This window comes from Azospirillum aestuarii (assembly GCF_016632405.1).
Classification (GTDB): domain Bacteria; phylum Pseudomonadota; class Alphaproteobacteria; order Azospirillales; family Azospirillaceae; genus Azospirillum; species Azospirillum aestuarii.
On record NZ_JAEPIV010000006.1, the window covers coordinates 18784 to 43605 of the forward strand.

26 protein-coding genes are annotated in these 24822 nt (G+C 68.4%); 8 read left to right on the forward strand and 18 right to left on the reverse strand.

What is annotated here, in order from left to right:
* Positions 1–13: 13 nt before the first annotated feature.
* From JJL56_RS13680 to lexA, 4 genes are all read left to right on the forward strand, one after another.
* Positions 14–475, forward strand: a complete 462-nt coding sequence (locus JJL56_RS13680; RefSeq protein WP_145625799.1) for a GNAT family N-acetyltransferase — start codon at positions 14–16, stop codon at positions 473–475.
* Entirely contained in the window at positions 472–966 is a 495-nt protein-coding gene (gene moaC / locus JJL56_RS13685) for a cyclic pyranopterin monophosphate synthase MoaC (RefSeq protein WP_200485422.1), read from the forward strand. Before JJL56_RS13680 ends, moaC begins: the two co-directional genes overlap by 4 nt.
* A 14-nt stretch (positions 967–980) precedes the next feature.
* Positions 981–2198, forward strand: coding sequence for a molybdopterin molybdotransferase MoeA (locus tag JJL56_RS13690; RefSeq protein WP_200485501.1), 1218 nt, complete (start codon positions 981–983; stop codon positions 2196–2198).
* A 167-nt stretch (positions 2199–2365) separates the two neighbouring features.
* Complete coding sequence (gene lexA / locus JJL56_RS13695; protein ID WP_145625797.1) at positions 2366–3064, forward strand: transcriptional repressor LexA; 699 nt, start codon at positions 2366–2368, stop codon at positions 3062–3064.
* A gap of 25 nt (positions 3065–3089) precedes the next feature.
* On the opposite strand, the gene JJL56_RS13700 is transcribed toward lexA, so the two are convergent.
* Positions 3090–5297 carry a ComEC/Rec2 family competence protein gene (locus tag JJL56_RS13700; protein WP_200485423.1) on the reverse strand — a complete coding sequence of 736 codons (2208 nt, stop codon included), beginning with the start codon at positions 5295–5297 and terminating at the stop codon, positions 3090–3092.
* Positions 5298–5437: 140 nt separating this feature from the next.
* On the opposite strand from JJL56_RS13700, the gene gltX reads away from it, so the two are divergent.
* The 3 genes from gltX to JJL56_RS13715 all read left to right on the forward strand — a co-directional run bounded on the left by gltX (position 5438) and on the right by JJL56_RS13715 (position 8457).
* On the forward strand, positions 5438–6850 hold the full coding sequence (gene gltX, locus JJL56_RS13705; RefSeq protein WP_200485424.1) for a glutamate--tRNA ligase: 1413 nt from the start codon (positions 5438–5440) through the stop codon (positions 6848–6850).
* A gap of 94 nt (positions 6851–6944) precedes the next feature.
* The gene (gltA, locus tag JJL56_RS13710) at positions 6945–8258 is read left to right on the forward strand and encodes a citrate synthase (protein ID WP_145625794.1); all 1314 of its coding nucleotides are present in this window, start codon (positions 6945–6947) and stop codon (positions 8256–8258) included.
* Positions 8251–8457, forward strand: a complete 207-nt coding sequence (locus tag JJL56_RS13715; RefSeq protein WP_145625793.1) for a hypothetical protein — start codon at positions 8251–8253, stop codon at positions 8455–8457. The genes gltA and JJL56_RS13715 overlap by 8 nt, the downstream gene beginning before the upstream one ends.
* 4 nt (positions 8458–8461) lie before the next feature.
* Here the strand turns inward: JJL56_RS13715 and JJL56_RS13720 are convergent, their stop codons facing one another.
* Positions 8462–9070, reverse strand: coding sequence for a glutathione S-transferase family protein (locus JJL56_RS13720; RefSeq protein WP_200485425.1), 609 nt, complete (start codon positions 9068–9070; stop codon positions 8462–8464).
* Between the two features lie 56 nt (positions 9071–9126).
* Entirely contained in the window at positions 9127–10047 is a 921-nt protein-coding gene (locus tag JJL56_RS13725; protein ID WP_200485426.1) for a LysR substrate-binding domain-containing protein, read from the reverse strand.
* Between the two features lie 120 nt (positions 10048–10167).
* On the opposite strand from JJL56_RS13725, the gene JJL56_RS13730 reads away from it, so the two are divergent.
* Positions 10168–10695 carry a GNAT family N-acetyltransferase gene (locus JJL56_RS13730; RefSeq protein ID WP_200485427.1) on the forward strand — a complete coding sequence of 176 codons (528 nt, stop codon included), beginning with the start codon at positions 10168–10170 and terminating at the stop codon, positions 10693–10695.
* A gap of 6 nt (positions 10696–10701) precedes the next feature.
* Here the strand turns inward: JJL56_RS13730 and gloA are convergent, their stop codons facing one another.
* From gloA to rpsB, 15 genes are all read right to left on the reverse strand, one after another.
* On the reverse strand, positions 10702–11097 hold the full coding sequence (gloA, locus tag JJL56_RS13735) for a lactoylglutathione lyase (RefSeq protein ID WP_200485428.1): 396 nt from the start codon (positions 11095–11097) through the stop codon (positions 10702–10704).
* Positions 11094–12299: a lipid-A-disaccharide synthase gene (lpxB, locus tag JJL56_RS13740; protein WP_145625789.1), complete on the reverse strand. Its 1206-nt coding sequence runs from the start codon at positions 12297–12299 to the stop codon at positions 11094–11096. Before lpxB ends, gloA begins: the two co-directional genes overlap by 4 nt.
* Positions 12296–13138 (reverse strand): LpxI family protein, encoded by an 843-nt coding sequence (locus JJL56_RS13745; RefSeq protein WP_200485429.1) that lies wholly within the window; start codon positions 13136–13138, stop codon positions 12296–12298. The genes lpxB and JJL56_RS13745 overlap by 4 nt, the downstream gene beginning before the upstream one ends.
* A gap of 50 nt (positions 13139–13188) precedes the next feature.
* Complete coding sequence (lpxA, locus tag JJL56_RS13750; protein ID WP_145625787.1) at positions 13189–13977, reverse strand: acyl-ACP--UDP-N-acetylglucosamine O-acyltransferase; 789 nt, start codon at positions 13975–13977, stop codon at positions 13189–13191.
* On the reverse strand, positions 13974–14444 hold the full coding sequence (gene fabZ / locus JJL56_RS13755) for a 3-hydroxyacyl-ACP dehydratase FabZ (protein ID WP_014240160.1): 471 nt from the start codon (positions 14442–14444) through the stop codon (positions 13974–13976). Before fabZ ends, lpxA begins: the two co-directional genes overlap by 4 nt.
* A gap of 229 nt (positions 14445–14673) precedes the next feature.
* Positions 14674–15252: an OmpH/Skp family outer membrane protein gene (locus JJL56_RS13760; RefSeq protein WP_145625786.1), complete on the reverse strand. Its 579-nt coding sequence runs from the start codon at positions 15250–15252 to the stop codon at positions 14674–14676.
* Position 15253: 1 nt separating this feature from the next.
* Entirely contained in the window at positions 15254–17572 is a 2319-nt protein-coding gene (gene bamA / locus JJL56_RS13765) for an outer membrane protein assembly factor BamA (protein WP_247889418.1), read from the reverse strand.
* An 80-nt stretch (positions 17573–17652) separates the two neighbouring features.
* The gene (rseP, locus tag JJL56_RS13770) at positions 17653–18786 is read right to left on the reverse strand and encodes an RIP metalloprotease RseP (RefSeq protein ID WP_145625885.1); all 1134 of its coding nucleotides are present in this window, start codon (positions 18784–18786) and stop codon (positions 17653–17655) included.
* 54 nt (positions 18787–18840) lie between these two features.
* Entirely contained in the window at positions 18841–20031 is a 1191-nt protein-coding gene (locus JJL56_RS13775) for a 1-deoxy-D-xylulose-5-phosphate reductoisomerase (RefSeq protein WP_200485430.1), read from the reverse strand.
* A 7-nt stretch (positions 20032–20038) separates the two neighbouring features.
* The gene (locus tag JJL56_RS13780) at positions 20039–20887 is read right to left on the reverse strand and encodes a phosphatidate cytidylyltransferase (RefSeq protein WP_200485431.1); all 849 of its coding nucleotides are present in this window, start codon (positions 20885–20887) and stop codon (positions 20039–20041) included.
* Positions 20832–21569, reverse strand: a complete 738-nt coding sequence (locus JJL56_RS13785) for an isoprenyl transferase (protein ID WP_145625782.1) — start codon at positions 21567–21569, stop codon at positions 20832–20834. The genes JJL56_RS13780 and JJL56_RS13785 overlap by 56 nt, the downstream gene beginning before the upstream one ends.
* A 4-nt stretch (positions 21570–21573) precedes the next feature.
* Positions 21574–22131, reverse strand: a complete 558-nt coding sequence (gene frr / locus JJL56_RS13790) for a ribosome recycling factor (RefSeq protein ID WP_014240153.1) — start codon at positions 22129–22131, stop codon at positions 21574–21576.
* A 3-nt stretch (positions 22132–22134) separates the two neighbouring features.
* On the reverse strand, positions 22135–22890 hold the full coding sequence (pyrH, locus tag JJL56_RS13795; RefSeq protein ID WP_145625781.1) for a UMP kinase: 756 nt from the start codon (positions 22888–22890) through the stop codon (positions 22135–22137).
* A 54-nt stretch (positions 22891–22944) separates the two neighbouring features.
* Entirely contained in the window at positions 22945–23874 is a 930-nt protein-coding gene (gene tsf / locus JJL56_RS13800; RefSeq protein WP_145625780.1) for a translation elongation factor Ts, read from the reverse strand.
* 115 nt (positions 23875–23989) lie between these two features.
* On the reverse strand, positions 23990–24784 hold the full coding sequence (gene rpsB / locus JJL56_RS13805; protein WP_145678218.1) for a 30S ribosomal protein S2: 795 nt from the start codon (positions 24782–24784) through the stop codon (positions 23990–23992).
* Positions 24785–24822 lie beyond the last annotated feature (38 nt).

The window sequence follows — 24822 nt, forward strand, 5'->3', positions numbered from 1 at the left end:
GAGGAGCGACGCCGTGCCCAACGTGACCATTGCCCGTGAAAGTCCGCTCCAGGACGAGGTGGTCCGGCTCATCGAGGAGCTGGACCGCTATCTGGGCAACCTCTACCCGGCCGAGAGCAACCATCTGCTCGACCTGCAATCGCTGGCCAAGCCGGACATCCGTTTCCTGGTCGCGCGGCGGTCGGGAACCGTGGTTGGCTGCGGCGCCATGCGCATCGACACCGACGGCGGCTATGGCGAGGTCAAGCGGATGTTCGTCCAGCCGACCGCGCGCGGCGGCCAGATCGGGCGCCGCCTTCTGGAGCGCATCGAGGACGAGGCCCGCGCCGCCGGCCTGTCCCTGCTGCGGCTGGAGACCGGCGTCTATCAGGACGAGGCCATCGCGCTCTACCGCAAACAGGGCTTCGCCGACCGCGGCCCGTTCGGCCCCTACGGCCCGGACCCGCTGAGCCTGTTCATGGAGAAACCCCTATGACCGACCAGCCCGCAAGCGGCTTCACCCATTTCGACGCCGAAGGCCGCGCGGTGATGGTGGACGTGTCCGGCAAGGCCGACACGGAACGCACGGCAACAGCCCGCGGCTCCGTCCTGATGCAGCCGGAAACGCTGGCGCTCATCTTGCAGGGCGGCGTCAAGAAGGGCGACGTGCTGTCGGTGGCCCGGCTGGCCGGCATCATGGGGGCCAAGCGCACGCCGGACCTGATCCCGCTGTGCCATCCGCTGATGCTGACCTCGGTCAAGGTGGACCTGACCTGCGACCCCGAGCGCAACTCCGTGGACATCACCGCCACCTGCAAACTCAGGGGGCAGACCGGTGTGGAGATGGAGGCGCTGACCGCCGTGTCGGTCGCCGCGTTGACCGTCTACGACATGTGCAAGGCGGTGGACCGCGGCATGACCATCACCGAGGTGAAACTGCTCCACAAGGCCGGCGGCAAGAGCGGCGACTGGGGGAGCGCGGTCTGATGGCGCCCGGCGCGATGATCTCGGTCGGGGAGGCCCGCGCCCGCATCCTCGCCGCCTTCACCGCCCTGCCGGCGGAGACGGTGGCGCTGCCCGACGCGCTGGGGCGCGTCCTGGCGGAACCCGCCGTCGCCCGCCTGACCCAGCCGCCCTTCGCCGCAGCCGCCATGGACGGCTGGGCCGTCCGCGCCGCCGACATCGTTCCGGCGTCGGCGGATGCGCCCGTCACGCTGCGCCGGATCGGCGAGTCCGCCGCCGGCCACGCCTTCGCCGGAACGGTCGGCGCGGGCGAGGCCGTGCGCATCTTCACCGGCGCCCCCCTGCCCGCCGGGGCCGACGCCGTGGTGATGCAGGAGGATTGCGAGGACGCCGGGGACCGCGTGCGCGTCGGGCGTGCCGTGCCCGCGGGCCGTTTCATCCGCCCCGCCGGTCTGGACTTCACCGCGGGTGAGGACGTGCTTCCCAAGGGGCGCTTGCTCACCGCCCGTGACGTCGCCCTGGCCGCGGCGGCCAACCTGCCCTGGCTGCGCGTCCACCGCCGCCCGCGGGTCGCCGTGCTCGCCACCGGAGACGAGATCGCCCTGCCCGGCGATCCGCTGGGGCCGAGCCAGATCGTCAGCTCCAACGCGCTCGGCCTGTGCGCGCTGGTCACCAGCCAGGGCGGGCTCGCCCACAATCTCGGCGTGGCCAAGGACGATCCGGAGCATCTCGCCGCCATGGCCGCCGGGGCGGCCGGCTGCGACCTGCTGGTGACCACGGGCGGCGCCTCGCAAGGCGAGCACGACCATGTCCGCGACGTGCTGGGCGGGCTGTCGCTGGACTTCTACCGCGTCGCGATGAAGCCCGGTAAGCCGTTGATCTTCGGAACGGCGAACGGCGTGCCGCTGCTCGGCCTGCCCGGCAACCCAGTGTCCACCGGGGTGGCCGCCGTGCTGTTCCTGGTGCCGCTGCTCCGCCATCTCCAGGGGCTGCCCGCCGAGAACGCCACGCTCATGGCGCGACTCGGCGCGCCGCTGAAGGCCAACGACGACCGCACCGACTTCCTGCGCGCCACCCTATCCCCCGGACCGGATGGCGAGCCTGTCGCCACCCCCTTCCCGCGTCAGGACAGTGCGATGATGTCCCGGCTGGCCCAGGCCGACGCGCTGATCGTCCGCGAACCGCAGGCAACCGCCACCGCCGCAGGCGAGCGCGTGACGGTGATCCCGTTGAGCGGCGGTGTCCTGTCGCTTTAATCCATTCCGCACCCCCAATCCCTTTGGCAATCGCTTTGGAGTCCTGTCCGTCGATTTGCGATTGATTTCATCCGTAGGGCTTGACGGGGGTTAAGAACCAAACTAGAACATAAGGGAACGTTTTGCTTTTGTTCCATATCTAGTGCGGAACCGGTCGGGAGGCACAAATGCTCACGCGCAAGCAGCATGAATTGCTGCTTTTCATCAACGAGCGGCTCGGGCAGGGCGGTGTGTCCCCTTCCTTCGACGAAATGAAGGACGCTCTCAACCTGAAGTCCAAGTCGGGCATCCACCGCCTGATCACGGGGCTGGAGGAGCGCGGCTTCATCCGCCGCCTGCCCCACCGCGCCCGCGCGCTGGAGGTGCTGCGCCTGCCGGAGGGGCTGGAGAATGCCCGGACCCGGCCGCCGCGCGCCAAGTTCCAGCCCAACGTCATCAAGGGCGACTTCAGCTTCGCGGGGCGGGAGGCGAATCCGGCGTCCGAATCGGTGCAGCTTCCGCTCTATGGCCGCATCGCCGCCGGCACGCCCATCGAGGCGTTGCGCGACGGTTCCGCCTTCGTCGACATTCCGGCCGCCATGCTCGGCATGGGCGACCATTACGCGCTGGAGGTGGCCGGTGATTCGATGGTCGAGGCCGGAATCCTCGATCATGACACGGTGGTCATCCAGCGTTGCGACAGCGCGGACAACGGCTCCATCGTCGTCGCCCTGGTCGACGACGCCGAGGTCACGCTGAAGCGCCTGCGCCGCAAGGGCAACACCGTCGCCCTGGAACCCGCCAACGCCGCCTACGAGACGCGCATCTTCGGCGCCGACCGGGTTCGGGTGCAGGGCCGCCTCGTCGGCCTGGTGCGGAAGTACTGAGCACAGGACGCACCGGGGCGGCGGTTCAGCGCCCCCCGGCCCTTCCATCGGGAAGCCTTCCGCCCATCGTCCATGGGCGGTCCCCCCGCTGGCCGCGGACGCTCTCCACCCGGATGCCCTTGTCCGACAGGTAAAGGGCGTGCGCACCCTCCCGCCGCAGGCGCCAGCGATCGATGACCAGCGGCGCCCGGCATCCGCGCGATGGGGCCGCGGTCACCACCACATCCGCCATCGCGCAGTCCTCCGGCAAGGCGTCGGGCTGGCGCAGCAGTGCCACCGTCTTTCCCTCCACGCGATAAAGGCAGCCCAGAGCGTCGCAGCGCAGCCGCCCGTCCAGGCTCACCCCGGCGAGCGGCCAGACATCCTGCCCGGCCTTTTCCTCCGGTTTCTCCATGCCGTCGCGCCGCCTCCAGCTGTTGGCGATCCGCCCGTCGCTGGCGGCGGACAGGCTGAGCATTCCCTCCGCGCTGCGCACGGCCATCAGCGTCCCATCCTCCGACACCAGAATGTCGGGCCGCGGCGCGAAGACCGGCGCAACCAGACCTCCAACCACCGCGGCCAGCCCCAGCCAGCGCCAGCGCCCCGTCCAGATGGCCAGCCACAGCCCGCCCAGCGTGACCGCCGCGATGGCGGCGTCCGGCATGGCCGGCAGGAACGCGGTGGCGCCGGGCAGCGCCGCGGTCCGCTCCGCCGTTTCGATGACCAGCCGGACGCCCCAACTCATCGCCGTCACCGCCGGCCCCTCCAGCCCGAAGGGCAGCAGCAGGTAGGAGAGCAGGCTGAAGGGCATGATCCACACCGTCGTGATGGGGATCGCCACCATGTTGGACAGCACGCCGTAAAAGGCGACCTGCTGGAAATGGTAGAGCCCGTAGGGCGTCGTCGCGACCGTCGCCACCACGCTGGAGAAGGCGATTCCGCCCAGCGTCATCGTTCCTCGGCCGAGCCAGCCCATCTCGCGCCGCTGGCGCACCGCCCAGGGCGTGAACCGTTCGAAGGCGGCGATCAGGGCGACGACCGCCGCGAAGGACATCTGGAAGCTCGGCCCCAGCATCCCCTCCGGGTCATAAAGAACCGTGACGATGCCGGCGAAGGCGACCAGCCGCATGCTGATCGGCGACCGGTCGGCGATAACCGCGCCCATGACGAGGCCGGTCATCAGAACCGACCGCAGCGTCGGCAAGGGCGCCCCCACCAGCAGCGTGTAGAGGATCGCCGACAGGATGCCGGCCAACGCCGCGATCTTCTTGATCGGCCAGCGCAGCGCGACCCAGGGAACCAGCGCCAGCAGCGCCCGCACCACCCAGAAGACGATCCCCGCGGCGATCCCCACATGCAGGCCGGAGATCGACAGGAGATGCGCCAGACCGCTGTCGCGGAAGGCGTCCATCATCGGCCCGGGAATCGCCGCCGCGTCGCCGTTCAGCAGGGCGGCGGTGACGCTGGCCTCCGCGGGATCGGCCACGACGGCGCGCACCCGCTCGGCGATGGCGGCGCGGGCCTGCTCGAAGGCCACCGTTACCCGGCGCCAGCCGCCGGGCGGTGGCGCCTCCTGCGCGACGGGTGTCCCCATGACGAAGCCGACCGCGCCGAAGCCTTCGAAATAGGCGCGCCGCTGCAGGTCGAAGGCTCCCGGCTCCGCCGGAGCGGCCGGCGGGTGGAGCATGGCGCGAAGCCGGACCACCGTCCCGGCCTCCGGCGGCGCCACCTTGGCCGGCAGATGCAGGCGGACCCGCGCCGGCGTCGCCTCCAGGGCCAGCCGGTCCACCGTCGGCTCCCCGATCATCAACCGCGTTCCGGTGGGCTGCCGCTCGACCGCCAGCACCCGCCCGGTCACCTGCACCGGCCCGAGTTGTCGCGTCAGCATGGGTGCGTCTGCCGCCACGCCGTGCATTTGCGCCGCCGCGAAGCCAAGCGCGACGCTCAGCAGGCCCAGCAGCAGGACGACCGGCGCCAGACGCCGCCGGACCAGCCACAGCAAAGGCAGGCAGGCGGCCACGGTACCCGGCCCCAGCCAGAGCGACGGCTCGGCGGGCAGACCAAAATACAGCGCCACGCCCGCCCCGGTCCCCACGGGCAGCCACAGCGCCCAGCGCTCCCGCTCCGCGGCGAAGCATTCCAGTGCCGCTGTGGGAAGGCGCGCGGCGACGCCGCGACGGGCTGGATCGGCGCCGCCGTCCTCGCCCTCCGCCGCCAGCCCCCCGGCCACGCCCTCTTCAACCCCGTGGGCCATACTGTCGCCTATGCGCGCAAGGCAAATGCCTCCGGCGCCGTTAATGTGTTACACCACCGCACCACCGCAGTCGCAGCGCAGCAGCCGCAGCACGGCCGCAGCAGCACTGTAGCAGCGCCGAACCCGGAATTGAGCCACCCATGACCGTCGTCACCCGTTTCGCCCCGTCGCCCACCGGCTTTCTCCACATCGGCGGTGCCCGCACCGCGCTGTTCAACTGGCTGTACGCCCGCCACCACGGCGGCACGTACCTGTTGCGCATCGAGGACACCGACCGCCAGCGCTCGACGGACGCCGCGGTGGACGCCATCCTCGACGGCCTGTCCTGGCTCGGCCTCGACTGGGACGGCGATGCGGTCAGCCAGTTCGCCCGCAAGGACCGCCACGCCGAGGTGGCGCAGCAGATGCTGGCCGCAGGCCGCGCCTACCACTGCTACGCGAGCCCCGAGGAGCTGGAGGAGATGCGCGCCGCCCAGAAGGCGGCGGGCCAGCCGGTCCGCTACGATGGGCGCTGGCGCGACCGCGACCCCTCGGAGGCGCCCGCGGGCGTGAAGCCGGTGATCCGCCTGAAGGCCCCGCAGGAGGGCGAGACGGTCCTGAAGGACCGCGTCCAGGGCGAGGTGACGGTGCAGAATGCCCAGCTCGATGACCTGATCCTGCTGCGCGCCGACGGCACCCCGACCTATCTGCTCGCCGTGGTGGTGGATGACCACGACATGGGCGTGACCCACGTCATCCGCGGCGACGACCATCTGACCAACACCTTCCGCCAGATCCAGATCTACAACGCGATGGGCTGGGACCTGCCGGAGTTCGGCCACATCCCGCTGATCCACGGGCCGGACGGCGCCAAGCTGTCGAAGCGCCACGGCGCGCTCGGCGTCGACGCCTACCGCGACATGGGCTACCTGCCGGAGGCGATCCGCAACTATCTGCTGCGGCTCGGCTGGGGGCACGGCGACGACGAGATTATCCCGACCGAACAGGCCGTGGAGTGGTTCAACCTGGAGGGCATTGGCCGCTCCCCCTCGCGCTTCGACTTCGCCAAGCTGGAGAATCTGAACGCCCACTACATGCGGCAGGCCGACGACGCCCACCTCGTGGGTCTGGCCGCCCCGCGGCTGGAGGCCGAGCTTGGCCGCGCGCTGACCGAGTCGGAACGCGACCTGCTGACCCGCGCCATGAACGGGCTGAAGCAGCGCGCCCGCACCGTGGTCGATCTCGCCCAGAGCGCCCGCTTCTACCTCGCCGCCCGTCCGCTGGCGATGGACGAGAAGGCCGCCGCGCTGTTGGACGAGAAGGGCCGCGGCGTCCTGACCGACCTCGCCGCCCGCTTCGCGGCGGAAGCGGACTTCACCGCCGCTGCTCTGGAGGCATTGGTGCGCGCCTTCGCCGAAGAGCGCGGGGAGAAACTGGGCAAGATCGCACAGCCGCTGCGCGCCGCGCTCACCGGCTCCACCGTGTCGCCGCCGATCTTCGAGGTGGCGGAACTTCTCGGCCGCACGGAAACGCTGGCCCGGATGAAGGATGCCGCAACTGCAGCACGGGGATAACTTCCGTGCGTTGATATCCGCCCGGCATAGAACTATGCTGCGCGCATTCGAAAAGGGCGTTAAGCCCCAACCCTAAAGATAAGGACGTGCCGAGATGACCCAAACCGCGGACAAGGCCGATACCTTCACCCTGATCGACAACCGGACTGGCAAGCAGGTCAGCCTGCCCGTGATGAAGGGAAGCACGGGTCCGGACGTGATCGACATCCGCAAGCTCTACGCCGAGACCGGTTGTTTCACCTACGATCCGGGTTTCACTTCGACGGGCAGCTGCGAGTCCAAGATCACCTACATCGATGGTGACGAGGGTATCCTGCTGCACCGCGGTTACGCCATCGACGACCTCGCCGAGCACGCGACCTTCCCGGAGGTCTGCTTCCTCCTCCTCAACAACCACCTGCCGAACGCCGCCGAGAAGGAAGAGTTCGAGGGCATCCTGCGCGGCCACTCGATGGTGCACGAGCAGCTGACCCGCTTCTATAGCGGCTTCCGCCGCGACGCCCACCCCATGGCGGTGATGTGCGGCGTGACCGGCGCGCTGTCGGCCTTCTACCACGACTCGACGGACATCGAAGACCCGGTGCAGCGCAAGATCGCCGCGCACCGCCTGATCGCCAAGATCCCGGCGATCGCCGCGATGGCCTACAAGTACTCGGTCGGCCAGCCGTTCATGTACCCGCGCAATGACCTGTCCTACGCCGAGAACTTCCTTTACATGACCTTCGGCACGCCGTGCGAGCCGTACAAGGTCAACCCGGTTCTGTCCAAGGCCATGGACAAGATCTTCATCCTGCACGCCGACCACGAGCAGAACGCCTCGACCTCGACCGTCCGTCTGGCCGGCTCGTCGGGCGCCAACCCGTTCGCCTGCATCGCCGCCGGCATCGCCTCGCTGTGGGGTCCGGCCCATGGCGGCGCCAACGAGGCCGTGCTGAAGATGCTGGAGGAGATCGGCTCCGTCGATCGCATCCCGGAGATCGTCCGCCGCGCCAAGGACAAGAACGACAACTTCCGTCTGATGGGCTTCGGCCACCGGGTCTACAAGAACTACGACCCGCGCGCCCAGGTCATGCGCAAGACCTGCCATGAGGTTCTGGCCGAGCTGGGCATCAAGGACGAGCCGCTCCTCGACATCGCGATGGAGCTGGAGAAGATCGCCCTCGAGGACCCGTACTTCGTCGAGAAGAAGCTGTACCCGAACGTCGACTTCTACTCGGGCATCATCCTGAAGGCGATGGGCTTCCCGACCAGCATGTTCACCGTGCTGTTCGCCGTGGCGCGCACCGTCGGCTGGATCTCCCAGTGGAGGGAGATGATCGAGGACCCGGTCCAGAAGATCGGCCGTCCGCGTCAGCTCTATACCGGCGCGACCAAGCGGGACTTCATCCCGCTGGCCGAGCGTGGCTAACCGGCCGACAGCACACATCGGGACGGGTGGCTCCGACGGAGCCGCCCGCAGCCCGGCCGCGTTCATCGTTCCGGCGCGGCGGGCCCGTCTGGGCCTGCCGGCCGCGAACGACAACAAGCCGCCGCTGTCGCGGCGGCTTCGCCGCATCGTCCTTTATGCGGTGATTGTGGCGATGATCGCCGCGGTGGTGCTGATCTGACCCTTCAGCCTTGGGTGATCGGGATGTGCGGCCCTTCCGCCGCCACACGCTCCATCCATGCGCGCGCTGCCGGATAGCCGGTCAGGTCGAACCCACCCTGCTCCGCCACATGGGTGTAGGCGTAGAGCGCGACGTCGGCGATGCTGAATCGGTCGCCCACGAAGAAGCGGCGCTCCGCCAGATGCCCTTCCATGACGCCCAGTGCTTCGTAGCCGAGCCGGCGCTTTGTCACCAACCCCAGCTTGCGCTCCTCCGTCATCTCCACATGGTGCGTGATCCAGAAGCGCACGGTCGCGATGTTCGGTTCGTGGCTGTACTGCTCGAAAAACAACCATTGCAAGACCCGCGCGCGTCCCTCCCGGTCGTCGGGCAGATAGGGCGTGCCCTCCGCCAGATACCAAAGGATCGCGTTGGATTCCGGCAGGTGGCTGCCGTCCTCCAGTTGCAGCGTCGGGATGCGCCCGTTCGGGTTCCTGGCGAGAAACTCCGGGCTGCGGGTTTCCGCCCGGTCGATGTCCAGCTCGATCCGCTCATAGGGGATGCCGAGCTTGTGCAGCAGCAGCCGGCACTTGTAGCCGTTTCCGGAAGACAGGTTGTCGTAAAGGCGCAGCATGGCGGCGTGTCTCCGCTCCAAATCCATCCGATAGCGGATATAAACACGGAATGGAATCAGGCGCCAGCACTGCCCTGCGGAAACGGCACGCCGAGCCGCTCCAGCCGCGCCCGATCCGCCGCGGCCTCCTCCAGCAGCCAGCGCCGGAAGGCGCGGAGCACGCCGCGTCCGCGCCCTTCGGCCGGGGCGGTCAGCACGTAGCGGTCGCCGCAGGGCACCGCCGGTCCGAAGGGGCAGACGAGCCGTCCCGCTTCCAGCGCCTCCAGCACCAGCGATGGCCGCCCTAGCGCGATCCCCTGCCCGGCCATGGCCGCCTGAATCACCATCACCGATTCCGAGAAACTCAGGCTGCGCGCTCCATCCAGATTTACCCCGCTGCCAGCACGCCATAGGCTCCAGTCCGGCGACGCCTGATAATGCAGAAGAGTGTTGCGGGACAGGTCGGCCGGACCGGTCAGCCGCCCGGCCAGCGACGGCGCGCAGACCGGGAACAGCGGCTCCTCCGACAAAAGCGCCCCGTCGAGACCGGGATCGCCCCCGCGCACGTATCGGATCACCGCCCAGCCCGCTTCGGCCTCCGACGCGCGGTCGGTGTTGCCCCCCTCGATGTCCAGCCGCAGATCGGTCCGGTCCTCCAGGAAGCGCCCCAGACGCGGCACCAGCCACAGGGCTGCCCAGGTCCGCGGCGCGGCAATGCGCAGCCGTTCCGGCCCGCTGCCGGCGATGCGGTCCCAGCTTTCCTGAAGGCGCCCCAGCCCGGCGGTGCAGGCCTGCGCGAGATCGCGCCCGGAGTCGGTCAGGAGAAGCCCCTGCGGGGTGCGGTCGAACAGGCGGACCTTCAACCGCCTTTCCAAGTCGCCCACCTGACGGCTGACCGCGCCGTGGGTCAGACCAAGCTCATCGGCGGCACGGGTCATGCTGCCGTGTCGGGACGCCGCTTCGAAGGCGGCCAGGGCGGTGAAGGGGAGACGCGGCATTGGCGGCGTTTCAGGGTTTCGCTGTGAGGATTCCTCACACCCATGCCTCGCAAAGTCAATTGTGGACGGCAGGAGCAGAAGGCAGGGTTGGGCGCGAACGGAACCATCCGGGCCCCTCCCATGACGATGACCTTGTCCATCACCGACATTCCCGCCCTCGACGACGGACGCCTGCGCGCGGAACTGGAAGCCCTTCTGGAGGACGCGGTGAACAGCGGCGCCTCGGTCGGCTACCACGCTCCCTTGGCCGCTCACTGGAAGCGGACCTTCTGGGACGGTGTGGCGGCCCAGTTGTCCGGCGGCGCGCACCGTCTGCTGATCGCGAGCGGACCGGAGGGAAACCTGTTGGGAAGTGTGCAGTTGGCGCTGTGCACCAAGCCCAACGGCGCGCACCGCGCCGACGTGCAGAAGCTGCTCGTCTTCACCCACCATCGGCGGAGCGGCGTCGCCCGGCGTCTGATGGAAGCTGTGGAAGACACGGCCCGCGGGCTGGGGCGGTCGTTGCTGGTGCTCGACACGCTGAAGGGCGACCGCGGCGAGCCCTTCTACGAGGCCACGGGCTGGCGACGGGCTGGCTTGATCCCCCGCTACACGGTGGAAGCGGACGGCGCCTTCCACGACACCGTCCTCTTCTACAAGACGCTGTGACGGCGCTTACTTCGTCTCGATCAGCTCGACCTTGTAGCCGTCCGGGTCCTCGATGAAGGCGATCACGGTGGTGCCGTGCTTCATCGGGCCGGGCGGACGCGGAATGGTGACGCCCTCCTTGGCGAGCTGCTCGCAGGTGGCGTGGATGTCCGGAACGCCGAGCGCGATGTGGCCATAGGCGGTGCCGATGGCGTAGGGCTCCGCCTGGTCCCAGTTGTGGGTGAGTTCAAGGACGGCGGTGTCCTTCTCGTCGCCGTAGCCGACGAAGGCCAGCGTGAAGCGCCCGCCCTCGTAGTCGTTGCGGCGGAGCAGCTTCATGCCGAGCAGGCGGGTGTAGAAGTCCAGCGACTTCTCCAGATCGTAGACCCGGAGCATCGTGTGCAGCAGGCGGAATTGGCTCATGGTCTCTTCTCCCAAGCGGGTTCTTGCATTGTCGTCGTTTCCGGCCGGCCGGCGGCGACCTCCAGGAGCACGCGGGCGGCGCGTTCGCTGGGCGGCGTTCCACCCTGCCCCAGCCAGCGCGCGACCTCCGCCACGCCCTCGATCTGCGTCGCGCGGGCGGCTGGATCGTCGAGCAGACGGCCCAGTTCGGACGCCAGCCGATCGGGACGGCAGTCCTCCTGAAGCAGTTCCGGTACCAGCATGCGGTCGAGCATCAGATTGACCAGATTGACGTATTTGACCCGGATCAGCCGCCGGTACAAGGCCACCGTCACCGGGTTGAGGCGATAGGCGATCACCGTCGGCAGGCGGGCCAGCGCCAGTTCCAGCGCCACCGTCCCGGACGCCGCCAGCGCGGCCTCCGCCGCCGCGAAGGCGTCGTATTTTGGGCCATCGCCCTCGACGAGGATGGTGGGCATCGGCCAGCCCGCCACCTCCGCCGCCACGCGGTCGCGCACCGTCGCCACGGTCGGCACCACGGCGACCAACTCCGGATGAGACGGCAGCAAGAGTTCCAGCGTGGCGCGGAAGTCGGGGAGGAGGCGGGACACCTCGCCCTTGCGGCTCCCCGGCAGGACGGCGACGATCCGCGCCTCCGGGGCCAGCCCATGGGTGGCGCGGAAGCGTTGCGCATCGCCATGCCCGGCGCCGCTCTCCACCACCGAATGGCCGACGAAGGTGCAGGGAAGCCCTTCCTTCTCGAAATAGGGCGGCTCGAAGGGCAGGATGGCCAGCAGATGATCGTAGATCGCCGCGTACTTGGCGGCGCGCTTCGGCTTCCAGGCCCAGACGGTGGGCGCCACATAGTGGATCAACGGGATGTCCGACGCCTGAGCCTTGACGCGCTTGGACACCCGCACCGTGAAGCCCGGCGAATCGATGCCCACCACCGCGTCGGGCCGCAGTTGCAGGATCTCCGCGACTGTCTGGTCGATGCGGCGCAGCAGGTTCGGCAGATGGGGCAGCAGTTCAAACACGCCGAACAGAGTCAGTTCGCCCATCGGGAACAGGCTGTCCAGACCTTCGGCGACCATTTTCTCGCCGCCGATGCCGGCGAAGCGCACCCGCCCACCGGTCAGTCGCTTGCAGGCGGCCATCAGCCTCGCGCCCAGCGCGTCGCCGGAGGGTTCCCCGGCGATCAGGAAAATCAGCGGATCGCTCACGCCCGAGTCTCCGACGAAACGGTGATGCCGGCCACGAACAGGCCCAGCCGGTCGGCCGCCTCGGCCACCGCGGCGCGGTCGACCAGCAGGCTTCCGCCGGCCTCCACCGCGATGCCGCGCAGTCCGGCGCGGGCGGCGTTCTCGACGGTCGTCACCCCCATGGTGGGCAGGTCCAGGCGGCGGTCCTGCTGCGGCTTCTTCACCTTGACCAGCACCCCGCCCGGCCCGGGACGTGCCAGGGAAGCGCAGCGGGACAGCATGGCGTCGGTGCCCTCGATGGCCTCGACGGCGAGAACGATCCCCTGCTGCACCACGGCGCCCTGCCCAACGTCCAGCGCGCCCAGCGCGCGGGCCACATCGACGGCGCGGATGATGTCGCGCTCCGCCTCGGCGTCCGGACGCAGCCGTCCCACCGGCCCCGCCGGAGTCAGAAGCTCGCCGAGGAGATCGTGCAAACCAACGACGCGGAACCCCTCCCCTTCGAGTTCCCGCGCGACGGAGCGCAGCAGCCCGTCGTCTCCGAGCGCGCGGGTGCCGACCTTGGCGAGGAACTTGGTGGTGTACCAGTCGGGAAGAAGCTCGGTGAAGGAGGGCCGGCGCACCGGTCCGGCAAAGACCAGCTCCGTGACCTTTTCCTTTTTCAGCCGGTCGATGATGCCGCCGGCGGCGCCGAAGCGGCTCCACAAATGGGGAAGGCCATCGACGGTGGCGGGGTCGGTGTGGCCGTCGAAGGCGACGACGAAAACATCGCGCCCCTGGCCGCGCACCGCGGCGGCGATGCGGGCCGGCAAGGTGCCGCCGCCCGCCAGGATGCCGAGCTTGGGAAGAGGCTGCGACATGGCCGGGACTCTCCCAGGGAACAAGACAAAAGACGGAGCGCGAGCGCTCCTCAGCCCTCGCGCGGCTGGCAGAGCGACCGCGAGGCGCGCGCGAAGGTCAGCACGTCGGCGACCAGCGTCTGCTGCCCCATGTCGCGCCCGACCTCGTCCATGCGCTCGGCGAAGGTGCCCTCGTTGCCGAACAGCAGACGGTAGGCGGCGCGCAGGGCGTGGATCTCATCCTTCTGGAAACCACGGCGCTCCAGCCCGACGAGGTTCAGACCGGCCAGACGCGCGCGGTCGCCCATGACGAGGCCATAGGGAATCACGTCCTTCTCGACGCCGGACATGCCGCCGATCATGGCGTGCGAGCCGATGCGGACGAACTGGCGGACCGCCGACAGGCCGCCGATGGTCACGAAGTCGCCCAGTTCGACATGGCCGGCCAGCGTGGCGTTGTTCGCCAGAACCGCGTTGTTGCCGACGACGCAGTCGTGGGCGACGTGGACGCCGACCATGAACAGGCCATTGTCGCCGATCCGGGTAACCATGCCGCCGCCCTCGGTGCCGGGGCTCATGGTGACATGCTCGCGGATCTGGTTGTTGCGCCCGATGATCAACTCGGACGGCTCACCCTTGAACTTGAGGTCCTGCGGGCGGTGGCCGATGGACGCGAAGGGGTAGATGACCGACTCGTCGCCGATGCGCGTGCGGCCCTCGACCACCACGTGGGAGGTCAGGCGCACGCGGTCGCCGAGTTGGACATCCGGCCCGACCACGCAGAAGGGACCGATGGAAACGTCTTCGCCCAGCCTGGCGGCCGGATCGACGACCGCCGTCGGGTGAATGGAAACGCTCATTTCTCGTCCAGGATCATGGCGGAATAGACGGCTTCGGCGACCAGGACACCGTTGACCTTGGCCTCGCCCTTGAACTTCCACACGTTGGCGCGCTGGCGCTGCTTGCTCACATGGATGTGGATGGTGTCGCCGGGCGTGACCGGGCGGCGGAAACGCGCCTCGTCCACGGTCATGAAATAGACCAGCTTGCCTTCCGATTCCTTGCCCAGCGTGGCGACCACCAGCACGGCGGAGGTCTGCGCCATCGCCTCGATGATCATCACGCCCGGCATCACCGGGCGCGACGGGAAGTGCCCCTGGAAGAACGGCTCGTTGATGGTGACGTTCTTCACGCCGGTGGCGCTCTCGCCCAGCGTGATGTCGATCACCCGGTCGATCATCAGAATCGGATAGCGATGCGGGATCATTTCCATGATCCGCATGATGTCGAGGTCGGCTATCTTCTTGTTGTCCGCCGTCACATCCATGGTCCGGCCGCCCGCCTTTCAAAATCCACGAAAACGCCCCGCGCCGCGCCTGCGGCGGCACGGGGCGAAGCCCCTTGTGCCCCATTTCCAGGGATTTGGCAATGCCGACGCCGCCGGGTTTCCGGGGCCCCCTGCGTCCGGCGCCCATGAAAAAAGCCGCCAGGCCCCCTTGCGGAAGCGTGGCGGCCCATTCACCCGTGCCTTGCTGCCCGTGTCTGCTGCCCGCGCCTTACTGCTTGGGAACGGTCAGCGCGACCTGGGGCAGCTTCTTGTTCACCCGCTCCAGCACCACGTCGGTGACGTCGAGCTGGGTGTCGACCAGAACGAACTGCTGGCGGGCGAGAACCAGATTGGCACCGCGCTCGCGCGCGACATCGGCCACGATTTCCACCATGTTCTTGTGCACGACGGCCATCGCCTCGTTCAGCGCGTTTTCCAGGGCGCGCTTGCGGCTCTGCACCGTCTTCTGGACCTCGCCGACCTGCTTCTCGAAGTCGCGGCGCTTGTTGGCCAGAGCGTCCGGAGCCAGCACGGTCTGCTGCTTGCGCAGTTCCTCCTCGGACTTGCGCAGCTTGTCCTCCAACGTGGCGATTTCCTTCTGGTAGGTCTCGCGCAGCGATTCGAAGGACTTCGAGACACCCTTGGAGGCGTTCGACTCCTGCATGATCTTCTGGACGTCGACCACGGCGATGACCGGCGCCTTGAGATTGTCGGTCGGCTTGTCCTGGGCGAAGGACGGCGTCGCCATCGCGACGCCCGCCATCACCGCACCGGCGGCGACCAGCGCCCTGAGCTTGCTGAACTGCATGTTAGAACCTGGTTCCAAAGCTGAAGCGGAAGATCTCTTTCTTGTCGTAATCTTCCTTGAGAATCGGGACCGCAAAGTCAAGGCGGATCGGCCCGAAGGGCGAGCGCCAGGACAAGCCGGTGCCGACCGACAGGCGGACCGATTCGTCGTCGGGGACGAGCGGATCGTTGATGTCGACCTTGCCCAGAGTGCCGACGTCGGAGAAGGCGTGGCCCTTCAGCCCGAATTCCTCGGGCAGGCCGACCGGGAAGCTCATCTCGACCGACCCGCGGTAGTAACGGGTGCCGCCCAGGGCGTCGCCGGTGCGCAGGTCGCGCGGGCCGATGCCGGCGGTGTTGAAACCACGCAGCGTGTCACCGCCGAGGAAGAAGCGATCGGACAGCGCGATGCCGTCGTCACCGATGCCGACGATGTAGCCGACCTCGCCGGTGGCGCTGACGACCCAGCTCTCGTCGAACAACGGCAGGTAATAGCCGGCGCCGAGACGGTTGCGCAGGAAGCGCGCATCGCCACCCAGGCCCGCGAGATCGTTCGTCAACCGGATATAATAGCCTTCGGTCGGGTTCAGGCGGCTGTTGCGGCGGTCGTAGGTCAACTCCTGCCCGATCAGCGAGGTCAGGCGCGCGCCCTTCTGGTCCTGGATGTACTGCGACGCGCTGCTGGGAACGCTGGTGATGTCGGTGTTCTGGAGCTGGTAGTAGACGCGCTGGCGCAGGTTCTCCGTCAGCGGATAGCCCATGCGCAGGGCCATGCCGGTGCTCTTCTCGTCGAAGGAGCTTTCGTCCTGGTAGTCGCGGGTGATGCGGAACAGGTCGAAACCGGCGGACAGGTCGCGATCCAGGAAATAGGGCTCGGTGAAGGAGACGTCGTATTCCTGGCGGCTCCCCGACACGGTGGCGCCGAAGCGCAGATCCTGGCCGCGGCCCAGCAGGTTGCGCTCGCGGATCGAGAAGTCGGCCAGCGGACCGTCCGAGGTCGAGTAGCCGGCGCCGATGGAGATCTCACCGGTGGACTGCTCGGTCACCTCGACGTTCATCACGGTACGGTCGGGCGCCGAGCCCTCCGCGGTGGTGATGTTGACGCGCTCGAAATAGCCCAGGTCCTTGATGCGCTGCTCGGAGCGGCGCAGCTTGGTCGTGCTGAACGGGTCCCCTTCGGACAGCATCATCTCGCGCCGGACCACCTTGTCCAGGGTGCGGACGTTGCCGGTCACGTCGATGCGCTCCACGAAGACGCGCGGCCCCTCGACGATGTCATAGACGATGTCGATGGTCTGGTTGTCACGGTTGCGCGAGATGCGCGGGCGGACATCCACGAAGGCGTATTGCAGGTCGCCGACCGCGTTGGACAGCTTGGTGATGGTGTTCTCCACCTCCTGCGCGTTGTACCAGTCGCCCTCGCGCGTGGTCAGCACGCTGCGCAGCTGTTCCGGGTCCAACGCCTTCAGCGAGGTGCTGATGTCCATCTTGCCGAACTGGTAGCGCTCGCCCTCGTCCACCGTGAAGGTGATGACGAAATCCTCGCGGTCCGGCGTCAGCTCCGCCACGGCGGAGACGACGCGGAAGTCGGCGTAGCCTTCCTTGAGGTAATAGCGGCGCAGCAGGTCGCGGTCGTAGTTCAGGCGGTCCGGATCGTAGTTGTCGTCCGACGTCATGAAGCGCCACCAGGCGCTTTCCCGCGTCTGGATCGCCTCGCGCAGCGTCCCGTCGGAGAACTTCTCGTTGCCGATGAAGGTGATGCCGCGCACGCCGGTGCGCACACCCTCGTTGATCTCGAACACCAGATCGACGCGGTTCTGGTCGAGCTGGATGATCTTCGGCTCGACGGTCGCGGCGAATCGGCCCTGGCGGCGGTAGATGTCCAGGATACGCTGCACGTCGCTCTGCACGCGGGTGCGGGTGTAGACGACGCGGGGACGGAGCTGGATCTCCTTCTCCAGATTCTCCTTCTCGATGCGCCGGTTCCCCTCGAAGGCGATCCGGTTGATGATCGGATTCTCCGCGACCTGCACCACCAACGCATCGCCGTCGCGCTTCAGCACCACGTCGGCGAACAGGCCCGTGTTGAACAGGGCCTTCAGCGACTGGTCGATGCGGTCGGGATCGAAGGGGTCGCCGGGCGCCACCGCGAGGTAGGAGCGGACCGTCGTCGGCTCGATGCGCTGGACGCCCTCCACCCGGATGTCCCGGATGGTGCCGCCCGAGAACATCTGCGCCACCAGCGTCCCGTCACCGAAGGCGGCGGATTTCGCCGCACCCGGTTTGGGCGCGCCCGCCTGGGCCCAGGCTGCGTGGGAAAGGGCAAGAGAAACCGTCGTCATGGCGCACCCGGCCATCAGGCCGAACGCCAGAACCCTGCTCGACACCCGCAAAGCTCGCTCCCTGGCTTTGGGGGCATCCCTCAGGATATCAGCCCCCTAAAGAAATCCACCACGCGAAGCTGAACGAGATCGTTCCACGTGGCGAAAACCATGAGCGTTAATACCAAAGCAAGCCCGATGCGGAAACCGTATTCTTGCGCTTTAGGTCCGAGAGGACGCCCACGGAGTCCCTCCAGGGCGTAAAACATCAGATGGCCGCCGTCAAGCAGCGGAACCGGAAACAAATTGATCATACCGAGGTTGACCGACAGGAAGGTCATGAACCAGATCAGCGGGTACCAGCCGGATTGCGCGACCTCGCCGGACATCTGGGCGATGCGCAGCGGCCCGCCCAGCTCCTCGGTGCCGCGCGAGCCCTCGATCATCTGGCCGAGCGCCACGAAGGTGCCGGATACCATGCCGACGACCTCCCGGCCCGCCTGCCAGACGGCGGTCAGCGGGTCGTGGCGCTTCGTCTCCGCCCCGCCGCGCATGATGCCGAGCTGGCCGATGCGGTGGGTGTTGCCGAGTCGGTCGGTGACCTCGCGCACGTCCGGAGTCGCCGTCAGATTGACCGGGCGTCCGTCGCGCTCCACCACCATCTCCAGCGGCGCGCCCGGCTGCATCGAGACGATCTGCCGGATTTCCTCGAATCGCTGGATGCCGCTGCCGTTGATCGAGACGATCAGGTCGCCGGGCTGCAGCCCGGCGCGCTCCGCGGCGCTGCCCGGCTGCACGCCGCCGACGTCCGGAGGGGTGAAGGACTGGCCGGCGGTGGCGAACAGGATGGTCAGGGCGACGATGGCGAACAGGAAATTAGCGATGGGTCCCGCCGCCACGATGGCCGCGCGCTGGCCGAGCCGCTTGTGGTGGAAGGACACCGCCTGCTCTTCGGCGCTCATGCTCTGCGTGTGGGCGCCGGGCGTGCTCGCCGGGTCGGCGTCGCCGAACATCTTCACGTAGCCGCCGAGCGGGATGGCGCTGAACTTCCAGCGCGTTCCGGCCCGGTCGGTCCAGCCGAACAGCTCAGGCCCGAAACCGATGGAAAAGACCTCGATCCGCACGCCGTTGCGGCGCGCCACGAGGTAGTGACCGAGTTCGTGCACAAACACGAGCACGGTGAGGACCAGCAGAAAAGACAGAAGCGTGGTCCCGAAGCCGCCCATGACGTCCATCACATCCTTTGCATCCCGGAGCGGCCCCTTCGCGGTCCGCGTCCGGAAAAAGACTCAGCGTGCCAGCGCCGCAACCCGGTCGGCCGCCACGCGGCGCGCCTCGGCGTCGGTGTCGCGCACCGCGCCCAGGTCGTGGAGCGGCCGGTGCGGCAGCGTGCCCAACACCCCCTCGACGATCCGTTCGATGTCGAGAAAGCCGATCCGGCGGTCGAGAAACGCCTGCACGGCCACCTCGTTGGCGGCACTGAGAATAGTAGGAGCGCCCCCACCGCTTTGCAAGGCGGCCCGGGCGAGCCGCAGGGCCGGGAAACGCTCGGGGTCCGGCGCCTCGAAGGTCAAGGTTGCGGCCTTGACGAGGTCCAGCCGTTCGGCGGGCGTGGAGATGCGCGCCGGCCAGCCGAGCGCGTAGGCGATCGGCGTGCGCATGTCCGGCGTGCCGAGCTGCGCCAGCACCGAACCGTCCACATACTCGACCAGCGAATGCACGACCGATTGCGGGTGGACCAGCACGTCGATCTTCCCTTCGGGGACGCCGAAGAGGAAATGCGCCTCGATGATCTCCAGCCCCTTGTTCATCATGGTGGCGCTGTCGATGGAGATCTTGGCGCCCATCTCCCAGGTCGGGTGGGCGACCGCCTGTTCGCGCGTCGCCGCCGCCATGAAGGCGCGGTCCTTTGTCCGGAAGGGTCCGCCGGAGGCCGTCAGGATCAGGCGCTGGACGCTGTCCAGCCGGTCGAAGTCGAAGACCTGGTAGATCGCCGAATGCTCGCTGTCCACCGGCAGCAGGTTGGCGCCGTGGCGGCGCACCTCCTCCATCATCAGGGCGCCGGCGCAGACCAGCACCTCCTTGTTGGCGAAGGCGACGCAGGCGCCGCGGCGGACGGCGGCCAGCGTGGGCTCCAGCCCGGCGGCGCCGACGATGGCGGCCATCACCCAGTCGGCGGGACGCTCCGCGGCCTCGGCCACGGCCTGCGGACCGGCGGCGGCCTCCACGCCGGTTCCGGCCAGGGCCTCCTTGAGGTCGGCGTAGGCGGCGGGGTCGGCGACCACGGCCAGTTTGGGGCGGAGCTGCCGCGCCTGCTCCGCGAGGAGGGCGACGTTGCGGTTGGCGGTCAGCGCCTCCACCGGGAAGCGCTCCGGATCCCGGGCGACGAGGTCCACCGTCTGCGTGCCGACCGATCCGGTCGAACCGAAGATCGTCACGCGGCGCGGCGCGTCCCCCGCCCCTTCAGCCTTCACAACCATAACCCCGTCACCACCATGCGATTGCCGTGCCGATGGTCGCGTGGAACAGGGCCAGCACCGGGGCAGCGGCGAGCAGCCCGTCGATGCGGTCCAGGATTCCCCCGTGACCAGGAATGAGATGGCCGCTGTCCTTCACGTTGTAACGGCGCTTGACCGCGGATTCGAAGAGGTCGCCCGCTTGCGCCACCACGGCCAGGACGGCGCCCACCGCAAGAGCCAGCAGCGGCCGCTGCGCGCCGGCCGCCAGAGCCACCCCCCACCCCACCAGGGCGGAGGAGGCCATGCCGCCGATCAGGCCGGCCCAGGTCTTCTTGGGGCTGATGCGCGGGGCGAGCTTCGGCCCGCCGATCGTGCGTCCGGCGGCGTAGGCGCCGATATCGGTCGCCCAGACGCCGAGCATGGTGAAGAGGAACAGCGCGAGGCCGGAGTCCGGATCGTCGCGCAGCCACATCAGCCCGGCCAGACCGGCCACGATGTAGAGGATGCCGCCACCGGACAGGCCGCGGTCCGGCCCGCCCGAGGCCACCGCGACGCCGGCCGTGGCCAGGACGGCGACGAGGACCGCCGCCCACGGACCGGCGGCGATCTGCGCGGCCAGCGCCAGCAGGACGCCGGCCACCGATAACGCGATGGCAGCAGCCTTGCGGCGGCATGGAACGAGGTTGCCCCACTCCACGGCGGAGGCGATGGCGCCGAGCGCGATCAGGGCGTGGAACACCCAGCCGCCGGCCCAGACCGCGGCCAGGACGAGCGGAGCCAGGACGAGCGCCGAAATGGCGCGCGTCTTCAGATCGCCCGATTTAGCGGGTGCCGGTGGTTGCGCCGAAGCGACGTTCCCGTCGGTGGAACTCTTCAATCGCCGCCTCCAGGTCACGCTTGGAAAAATCAGGCCAGAGCGTGTCCACGAAGACCAGCTCGGCATACGCCGCCTGCCAGAGCAGGAAGTTGCTGATGCGCTTCTCGCCGCTGGTGCGGACGATCAGGTCGGGGTCCGGGATGTCGGCGGTGAACAGGCGTTCGGACAGCCGATCCTCGGTGATGTCCGCGGGGTCGAGCGTCCCCGCCCTCACCTCTTCGGCCAGACGCCGCGCCGCCAGCGTGATCTCCTGGCGGGAGCCGTAGCTCAACGCCACCACGAGGGTCAGCTTGCGGTTGTCGCGGGTCAGAGCCTCGGCGTTCTCGATCAGGCCGATGATGTCCTTGGACAGGCGAGCCCGGTCGCCGATGACGCGCAGGCGCACGCCATTGCGGTGCAGGTCGGCAATCTCGCTGCGCAGGTAGAAGCGCAGGAGTTGCATGAGGTCGGACACCTCCTCCTCCGGCCGACGCCAGTTCTCGGACGAGAAGCTGAAGATCGTCAGATAGCCGATCCCCAGTTCACCCGCGGCTTCGACCGTCCGGCGGACGGCGTCCACGCCCTTTTTATGGCCGGCGGTGCGGGGCAGCCCTCTGGACTTCGCCCAGCGCCCGTTGCCGTCCATGATCACGGCCACGTGCGCGGGCGGGCGCAGGGGGCGGCTGTCTTCCGCGTCGCGCATGCCGTCAGACCTGCATGATGTCCTTTTCTTTCGCCGCAAGCGCATCGTCGACCAGCTTGATGTACTGATCGGTCAGCGCCTGGACCTTCTCGCCGAGCCCCTTGTGCTCGTCCTGCGAGATGTCGCCGGCCTTCTCGGCCTTCTTCAGGCCGTCCATGCCGTCGCGGCGCACGTTGCGGACGGCGACGCGAGCCTGCTCGGCGTATTTATGGGCGACCTTGGCGAGTTCCTTGCGGCGTTCCTGCGTCAGGTCGGGCAGCGGCACGCGGATCGACTGGCCTTCCGTCTGCGGGTTCAGGCCGAGCCCCGAATCGCGGATGCCCTTCTCGACGGCCTTGACCATCCCGCGGTCCCAGACCTGCACGACGATCAGGCGCGGCTCCGGCACGCTGACGGTGCCGACCTCCTTGAGGTGCATCCTGGCGCCGTAAGCCTCAATGGTGACGGGCTCAAGCAGGCTGGCGGAGGCGCGGCCGGTGCGCAGACCGCTCAACTCCTTGCGAAACGCCTCAAGCGCTCCTTCCATGCGGCGCTTGAGATCCGATGCATCGGGCGCAGCCACGGCTCACTCCGTTTCTTCGTTGATGATCGTAAACTTGCCCCGGCCCTGCATCACCTCGGCGAATGCGCCGGGGGTGTGGATCGAGAACACGAGTATGGGAATGCGGCTTTCGCGCGCCAGGGAAATCGCGGAGGCGTCCATCACCTGCAAATCGTTCGCCAGGACCTCCAGATAGCCCAGGCGTTCGTATCGCTCGGCGTCCTTCACCTTCTTCGGGTCGGCGGTGTAGACGCCGTCCACCTGCGTGCCCTTCAGCAGTGCGTCGCAGCCCATCTCCGACGCACGCAGCGCGGCGGCGGTGTCGGTGGTGAAGAAGGGGTTGCCGGTGCCGGCGGCGAAGATCACCACGCGGCCCTTCTCCATGTGCCGGATGGCGCGGCGCCGGATGTAGGGCTCGCACACCGAGGACATGGGGATGGCCGACTGCACGCGGGTGGTCACACCCATCCGCTCCAGAGCGCTCTGCATCGACAGGGCGTTCATCACGGTGGCGAGCATTCCGATGTAGTCGGCCGAGGCGCGCTCCATGCCGCTCGCCGCACCCTTCACGCCGCGGAAGATGTTGCCCCCGCCGATGACCAGGCTGACCTGGACGCCCAGCTGGATCACCGCCTTCACCTCGTTGGCGACGCGGTTGACCACCTCCGGGTCGAGGCCGTAGTCGCGCTGACCCATCAACGCCTCGCCCGACACCTTCAGCAGGACTCGTTTGAAGCGGATGCCGTCAGCCGGCTCGGTGGTCCCGGTGGTCTGGGCCATGGGGGGCTTTCTCCCGGTTGGTGTGAAGAGTGCGTGCGGCGGGCTGCCGGGTCCTTACTTCTGGCCGGCGGCGGCAGCGACTTCGGCGGCGAAATCGCTCTCCGCCTTCTCGATGCCCTCGCCCAGCGCGAAGCGGACGAAGCCCGTCACCTTGACCGGAGCGCCGACGTCCTTGGCGGCGTTCTCAACCACCTTGCGGACCTTGGTCTCGCCGTCGATCACGTAGGTCTGCTCCAGAAGCACCACTTCCTCGTAGTACTTGCGGATGCGGCCTTCGAGCATCTTCTCGACGATGTTCTCCGGCTTGCCGGAGGCGCGGGCCTGCTCGGCGAGCACGTTGCGCTCACGCTCCAGCGCGGAGGTGTCGACATCGGCGATGTCCAGGGCGTCCGGACGGGCGGCGGCGATGTGCATCGCGACCTGCTTGCCCAGCTCGTTCAGCTTGGCGGTGTCGCCGGTCGACTCCAGGGCGACCAGAACGCCGATCTTGCCGAGGCCCGGCGCGATGGCCGAGTGGACGTAGGACACGACGACGCCCGCCGGAACCGACAGCTTGGCCGAGCGGCGGATGTTCATGTTCTCGCCGATGGTGGCGATCAGGGTGGTCAGCTCTTCCTGGACCGTGCGGCCGGCGTCCGGATAGGCGGTGCCCTTCAGACCCTCGACGTCGCCCGAACCGGACAGGACCAGCTCGGCGGCCTTCAGGGAGAAGGCCTGGAACTTGTCGTTGCGCGCGACGAAGTCGGTCTCGGCGTTCACCTCGACGACGGCGCCCGCGGTGCCGGCGGTGGCGACGGCGACCAGACCCTCGGCGGCGACGCGGCCGGACTTCTTGGCGGCGGCGGCGAGGCCCTTCTTGCGCAGCCAGTCGACGGCGCCCTCGAGGTCGCCCTGGGTCTCGGCCAGCGCCTTCTTGCAGTCCATCATGCCCGCGCCGGTCTTCTCGCGCAGTTCCTTGACGAGCGCGGCGGTAATCTCGGCCATGGTATCGCCCTCTTCCTTCCGAACAGATCCAAGCGGATCGGGTTGATCCAAACAACTCATAAAAAAGGCAGCCGGGCCATAGGTCATAAGGCCCGGCTGCCCCGCATCACCGGGATCAAGCCTGGGCTTGCTCAGCCGGCGCGGCCTCTTCCGCTTCGGCTTCCGGCAGCTGCTCGGCCGGAGCCTCCTCGCTGGAGCCGACGTCGATGCCGGCGGCGCTCATCTCGGCCTGCAGGCCGTCGAGCACGGCGCCATTCACCAGCTCGCAGTACAGGTCGATGGCGCGCAGCGCGTCGTCGTTGCCTGGGATCGGGAAGGCCACGCCGTCCGGATCGGAGTTGCTGTCGATCACCGCGATGACCGGAATGCCCAGCTTGTTGGCTTCCTTGACCGCGATCGACTCCTTGTTGGTGTCGATGATGAAGAGGACGTCCGGCAGGCCGCCCATCTCCTTGATGCCGCCCAGCGCGCGCTCCAGCTTGTCGCGCTCGCGGGTCAGCTCGAGGATTTCGCGCTTGGTCAGGCCCGAGGTGTCGCCGCCCAGACGCTCTTCCATCTCGCGCAGGCGCTTGATCGACTGGGAGATGGTCTTCCAGTTGGTCAGCATGCCGCCGAGCCAGCGGTGGTTGACGTAATACTGGCCGCACTTCGACGCGGCCTCGGCCACCTTTTCCTGGGCCTGGCGCTTGGTGCCGACAAAGAGGACGCGGCCGCCGCCGGCGACAACGTCACGGACGGCCTGCAGGGCGCGGTGCAGCGCCGGAACGGTCTGCTCCAGGTCGATGATGTGCACGCCGTTGCGCACGCCGAAGATGTACGTACCCATCTTCGGGTTCCAGCGACGGGTGTGGTGACCGAAGTGGACGCCGGCTTCGAGCAGCTGGCGCATGGTGAAAGACGGAATAGCCATTTGGAAAAGTCCTTTTCCGGTTGCTCCGCCGCGGGCAC

Bases quoted from the DNA above. Each gene is read 5' to 3' on its own strand.
- moaC (WP_200485422.1), top strand. From the start codon at position 472: ATGACCGACCAGCCCGCAAGCGGCTTCACCCATTTCGACGCCGAAGGC.
- JJL56_RS13690 (WP_200485501.1), top strand. From the start codon at position 981: ATGATCTCGGTCGGGGAGGCCCGCGCCCGCATCCTCGCCGCCTTCACC.
- lexA (WP_145625797.1), top strand. From the start codon at position 2,366: ATGCTCACGCGCAAGCAGCATGAATTGCTGCTTTTCATCAACGAGCGG.
- JJL56_RS13700 (WP_200485423.1), bottom strand. From the start codon at position 5,297: ATGGCCCACGGGGTTGAAGAGGGCGTGGCCGGGGGGCTGGCGGCGGAG.
- gltX (WP_200485424.1), top strand. From the start codon at position 5,438: ATGACCGTCGTCACCCGTTTCGCCCCGTCGCCCACCGGCTTTCTCCAC.
- gltA (WP_145625794.1), top strand. From the start codon at position 6,945: ATGACCCAAACCGCGGACAAGGCCGATACCTTCACCCTGATCGACAAC.
- JJL56_RS13720 (WP_200485425.1), bottom strand. From the start codon at position 9,070: ATGCTGCGCCTTTACGACAACCTGTCTTCCGGAAACGGCTACAAGTGC.
- JJL56_RS13725 (WP_200485426.1), bottom strand. From the start codon at position 10,047: ATGCCGCGTCTCCCCTTCACCGCCCTGGCCGCCTTCGAAGCGGCGTCC.
- JJL56_RS13730 (WP_200485427.1), top strand. From the start codon at position 10,168: ATGACGATGACCTTGTCCATCACCGACATTCCCGCCCTCGACGACGGA.
- gloA (WP_200485428.1), bottom strand. From the start codon at position 11,097: ATGAGCCAATTCCGCCTGCTGCACACGATGCTCCGGGTCTACGATCTG.
- JJL56_RS13745 (WP_200485429.1), bottom strand. From the start codon at position 13,138: ATGTCGCAGCCTCTTCCCAAGCTCGGCATCCTGGCGGGCGGCGGCACC.
- lpxA (WP_145625787.1), bottom strand. From the start codon at position 13,977: ATGAGCGTTTCCATTCACCCGACGGCGGTCGTCGATCCGGCCGCCAGG.
- fabZ (WP_014240160.1), bottom strand. From the start codon at position 14,444: ATGGATGTGACGGCGGACAACAAGAAGATAGCCGACCTCGACATCATG.
- JJL56_RS13760 (WP_145625786.1), bottom strand. From the start codon at position 15,252: ATGCAGTTCAGCAAGCTCAGGGCGCTGGTCGCCGCCGGTGCGGTGATG.
- bamA (WP_247889418.1), bottom strand. From the start codon at position 17,572: ATGACGACGGTTTCTCTTGCCCTTTCCCACGCAGCCTGGGCCCAGGCG.
- rseP (WP_145625885.1), bottom strand. From the start codon at position 18,786: ATGGACGTCATGGGCGGCTTCGGGACCACGCTTCTGTCTTTTCTGCTG.
- JJL56_RS13775 (WP_200485430.1), bottom strand. From the start codon at position 20,031: ATGGTTGTGAAGGCTGAAGGGGCGGGGGACGCGCCGCGCCGCGTGACG.
- JJL56_RS13785 (WP_145625782.1), bottom strand. From the start codon at position 21,569: ATGCGCGACGCGGAAGACAGCCGCCCCCTGCGCCCGCCCGCGCACGTG.
- pyrH (WP_145625781.1), bottom strand. From the start codon at position 22,890: ATGGCCCAGACCACCGGGACCACCGAGCCGGCTGACGGCATCCGCTTC.
- tsf (WP_145625780.1), bottom strand. From the start codon at position 23,874: ATGGCCGAGATTACCGCCGCGCTCGTCAAGGAACTGCGCGAGAAGACC.
- rpsB (WP_145678218.1), bottom strand. From the start codon at position 24,784: ATGGCTATTCCGTCTTTCACCATGCGCCAGCTGCTCGAAGCCGGCGTC.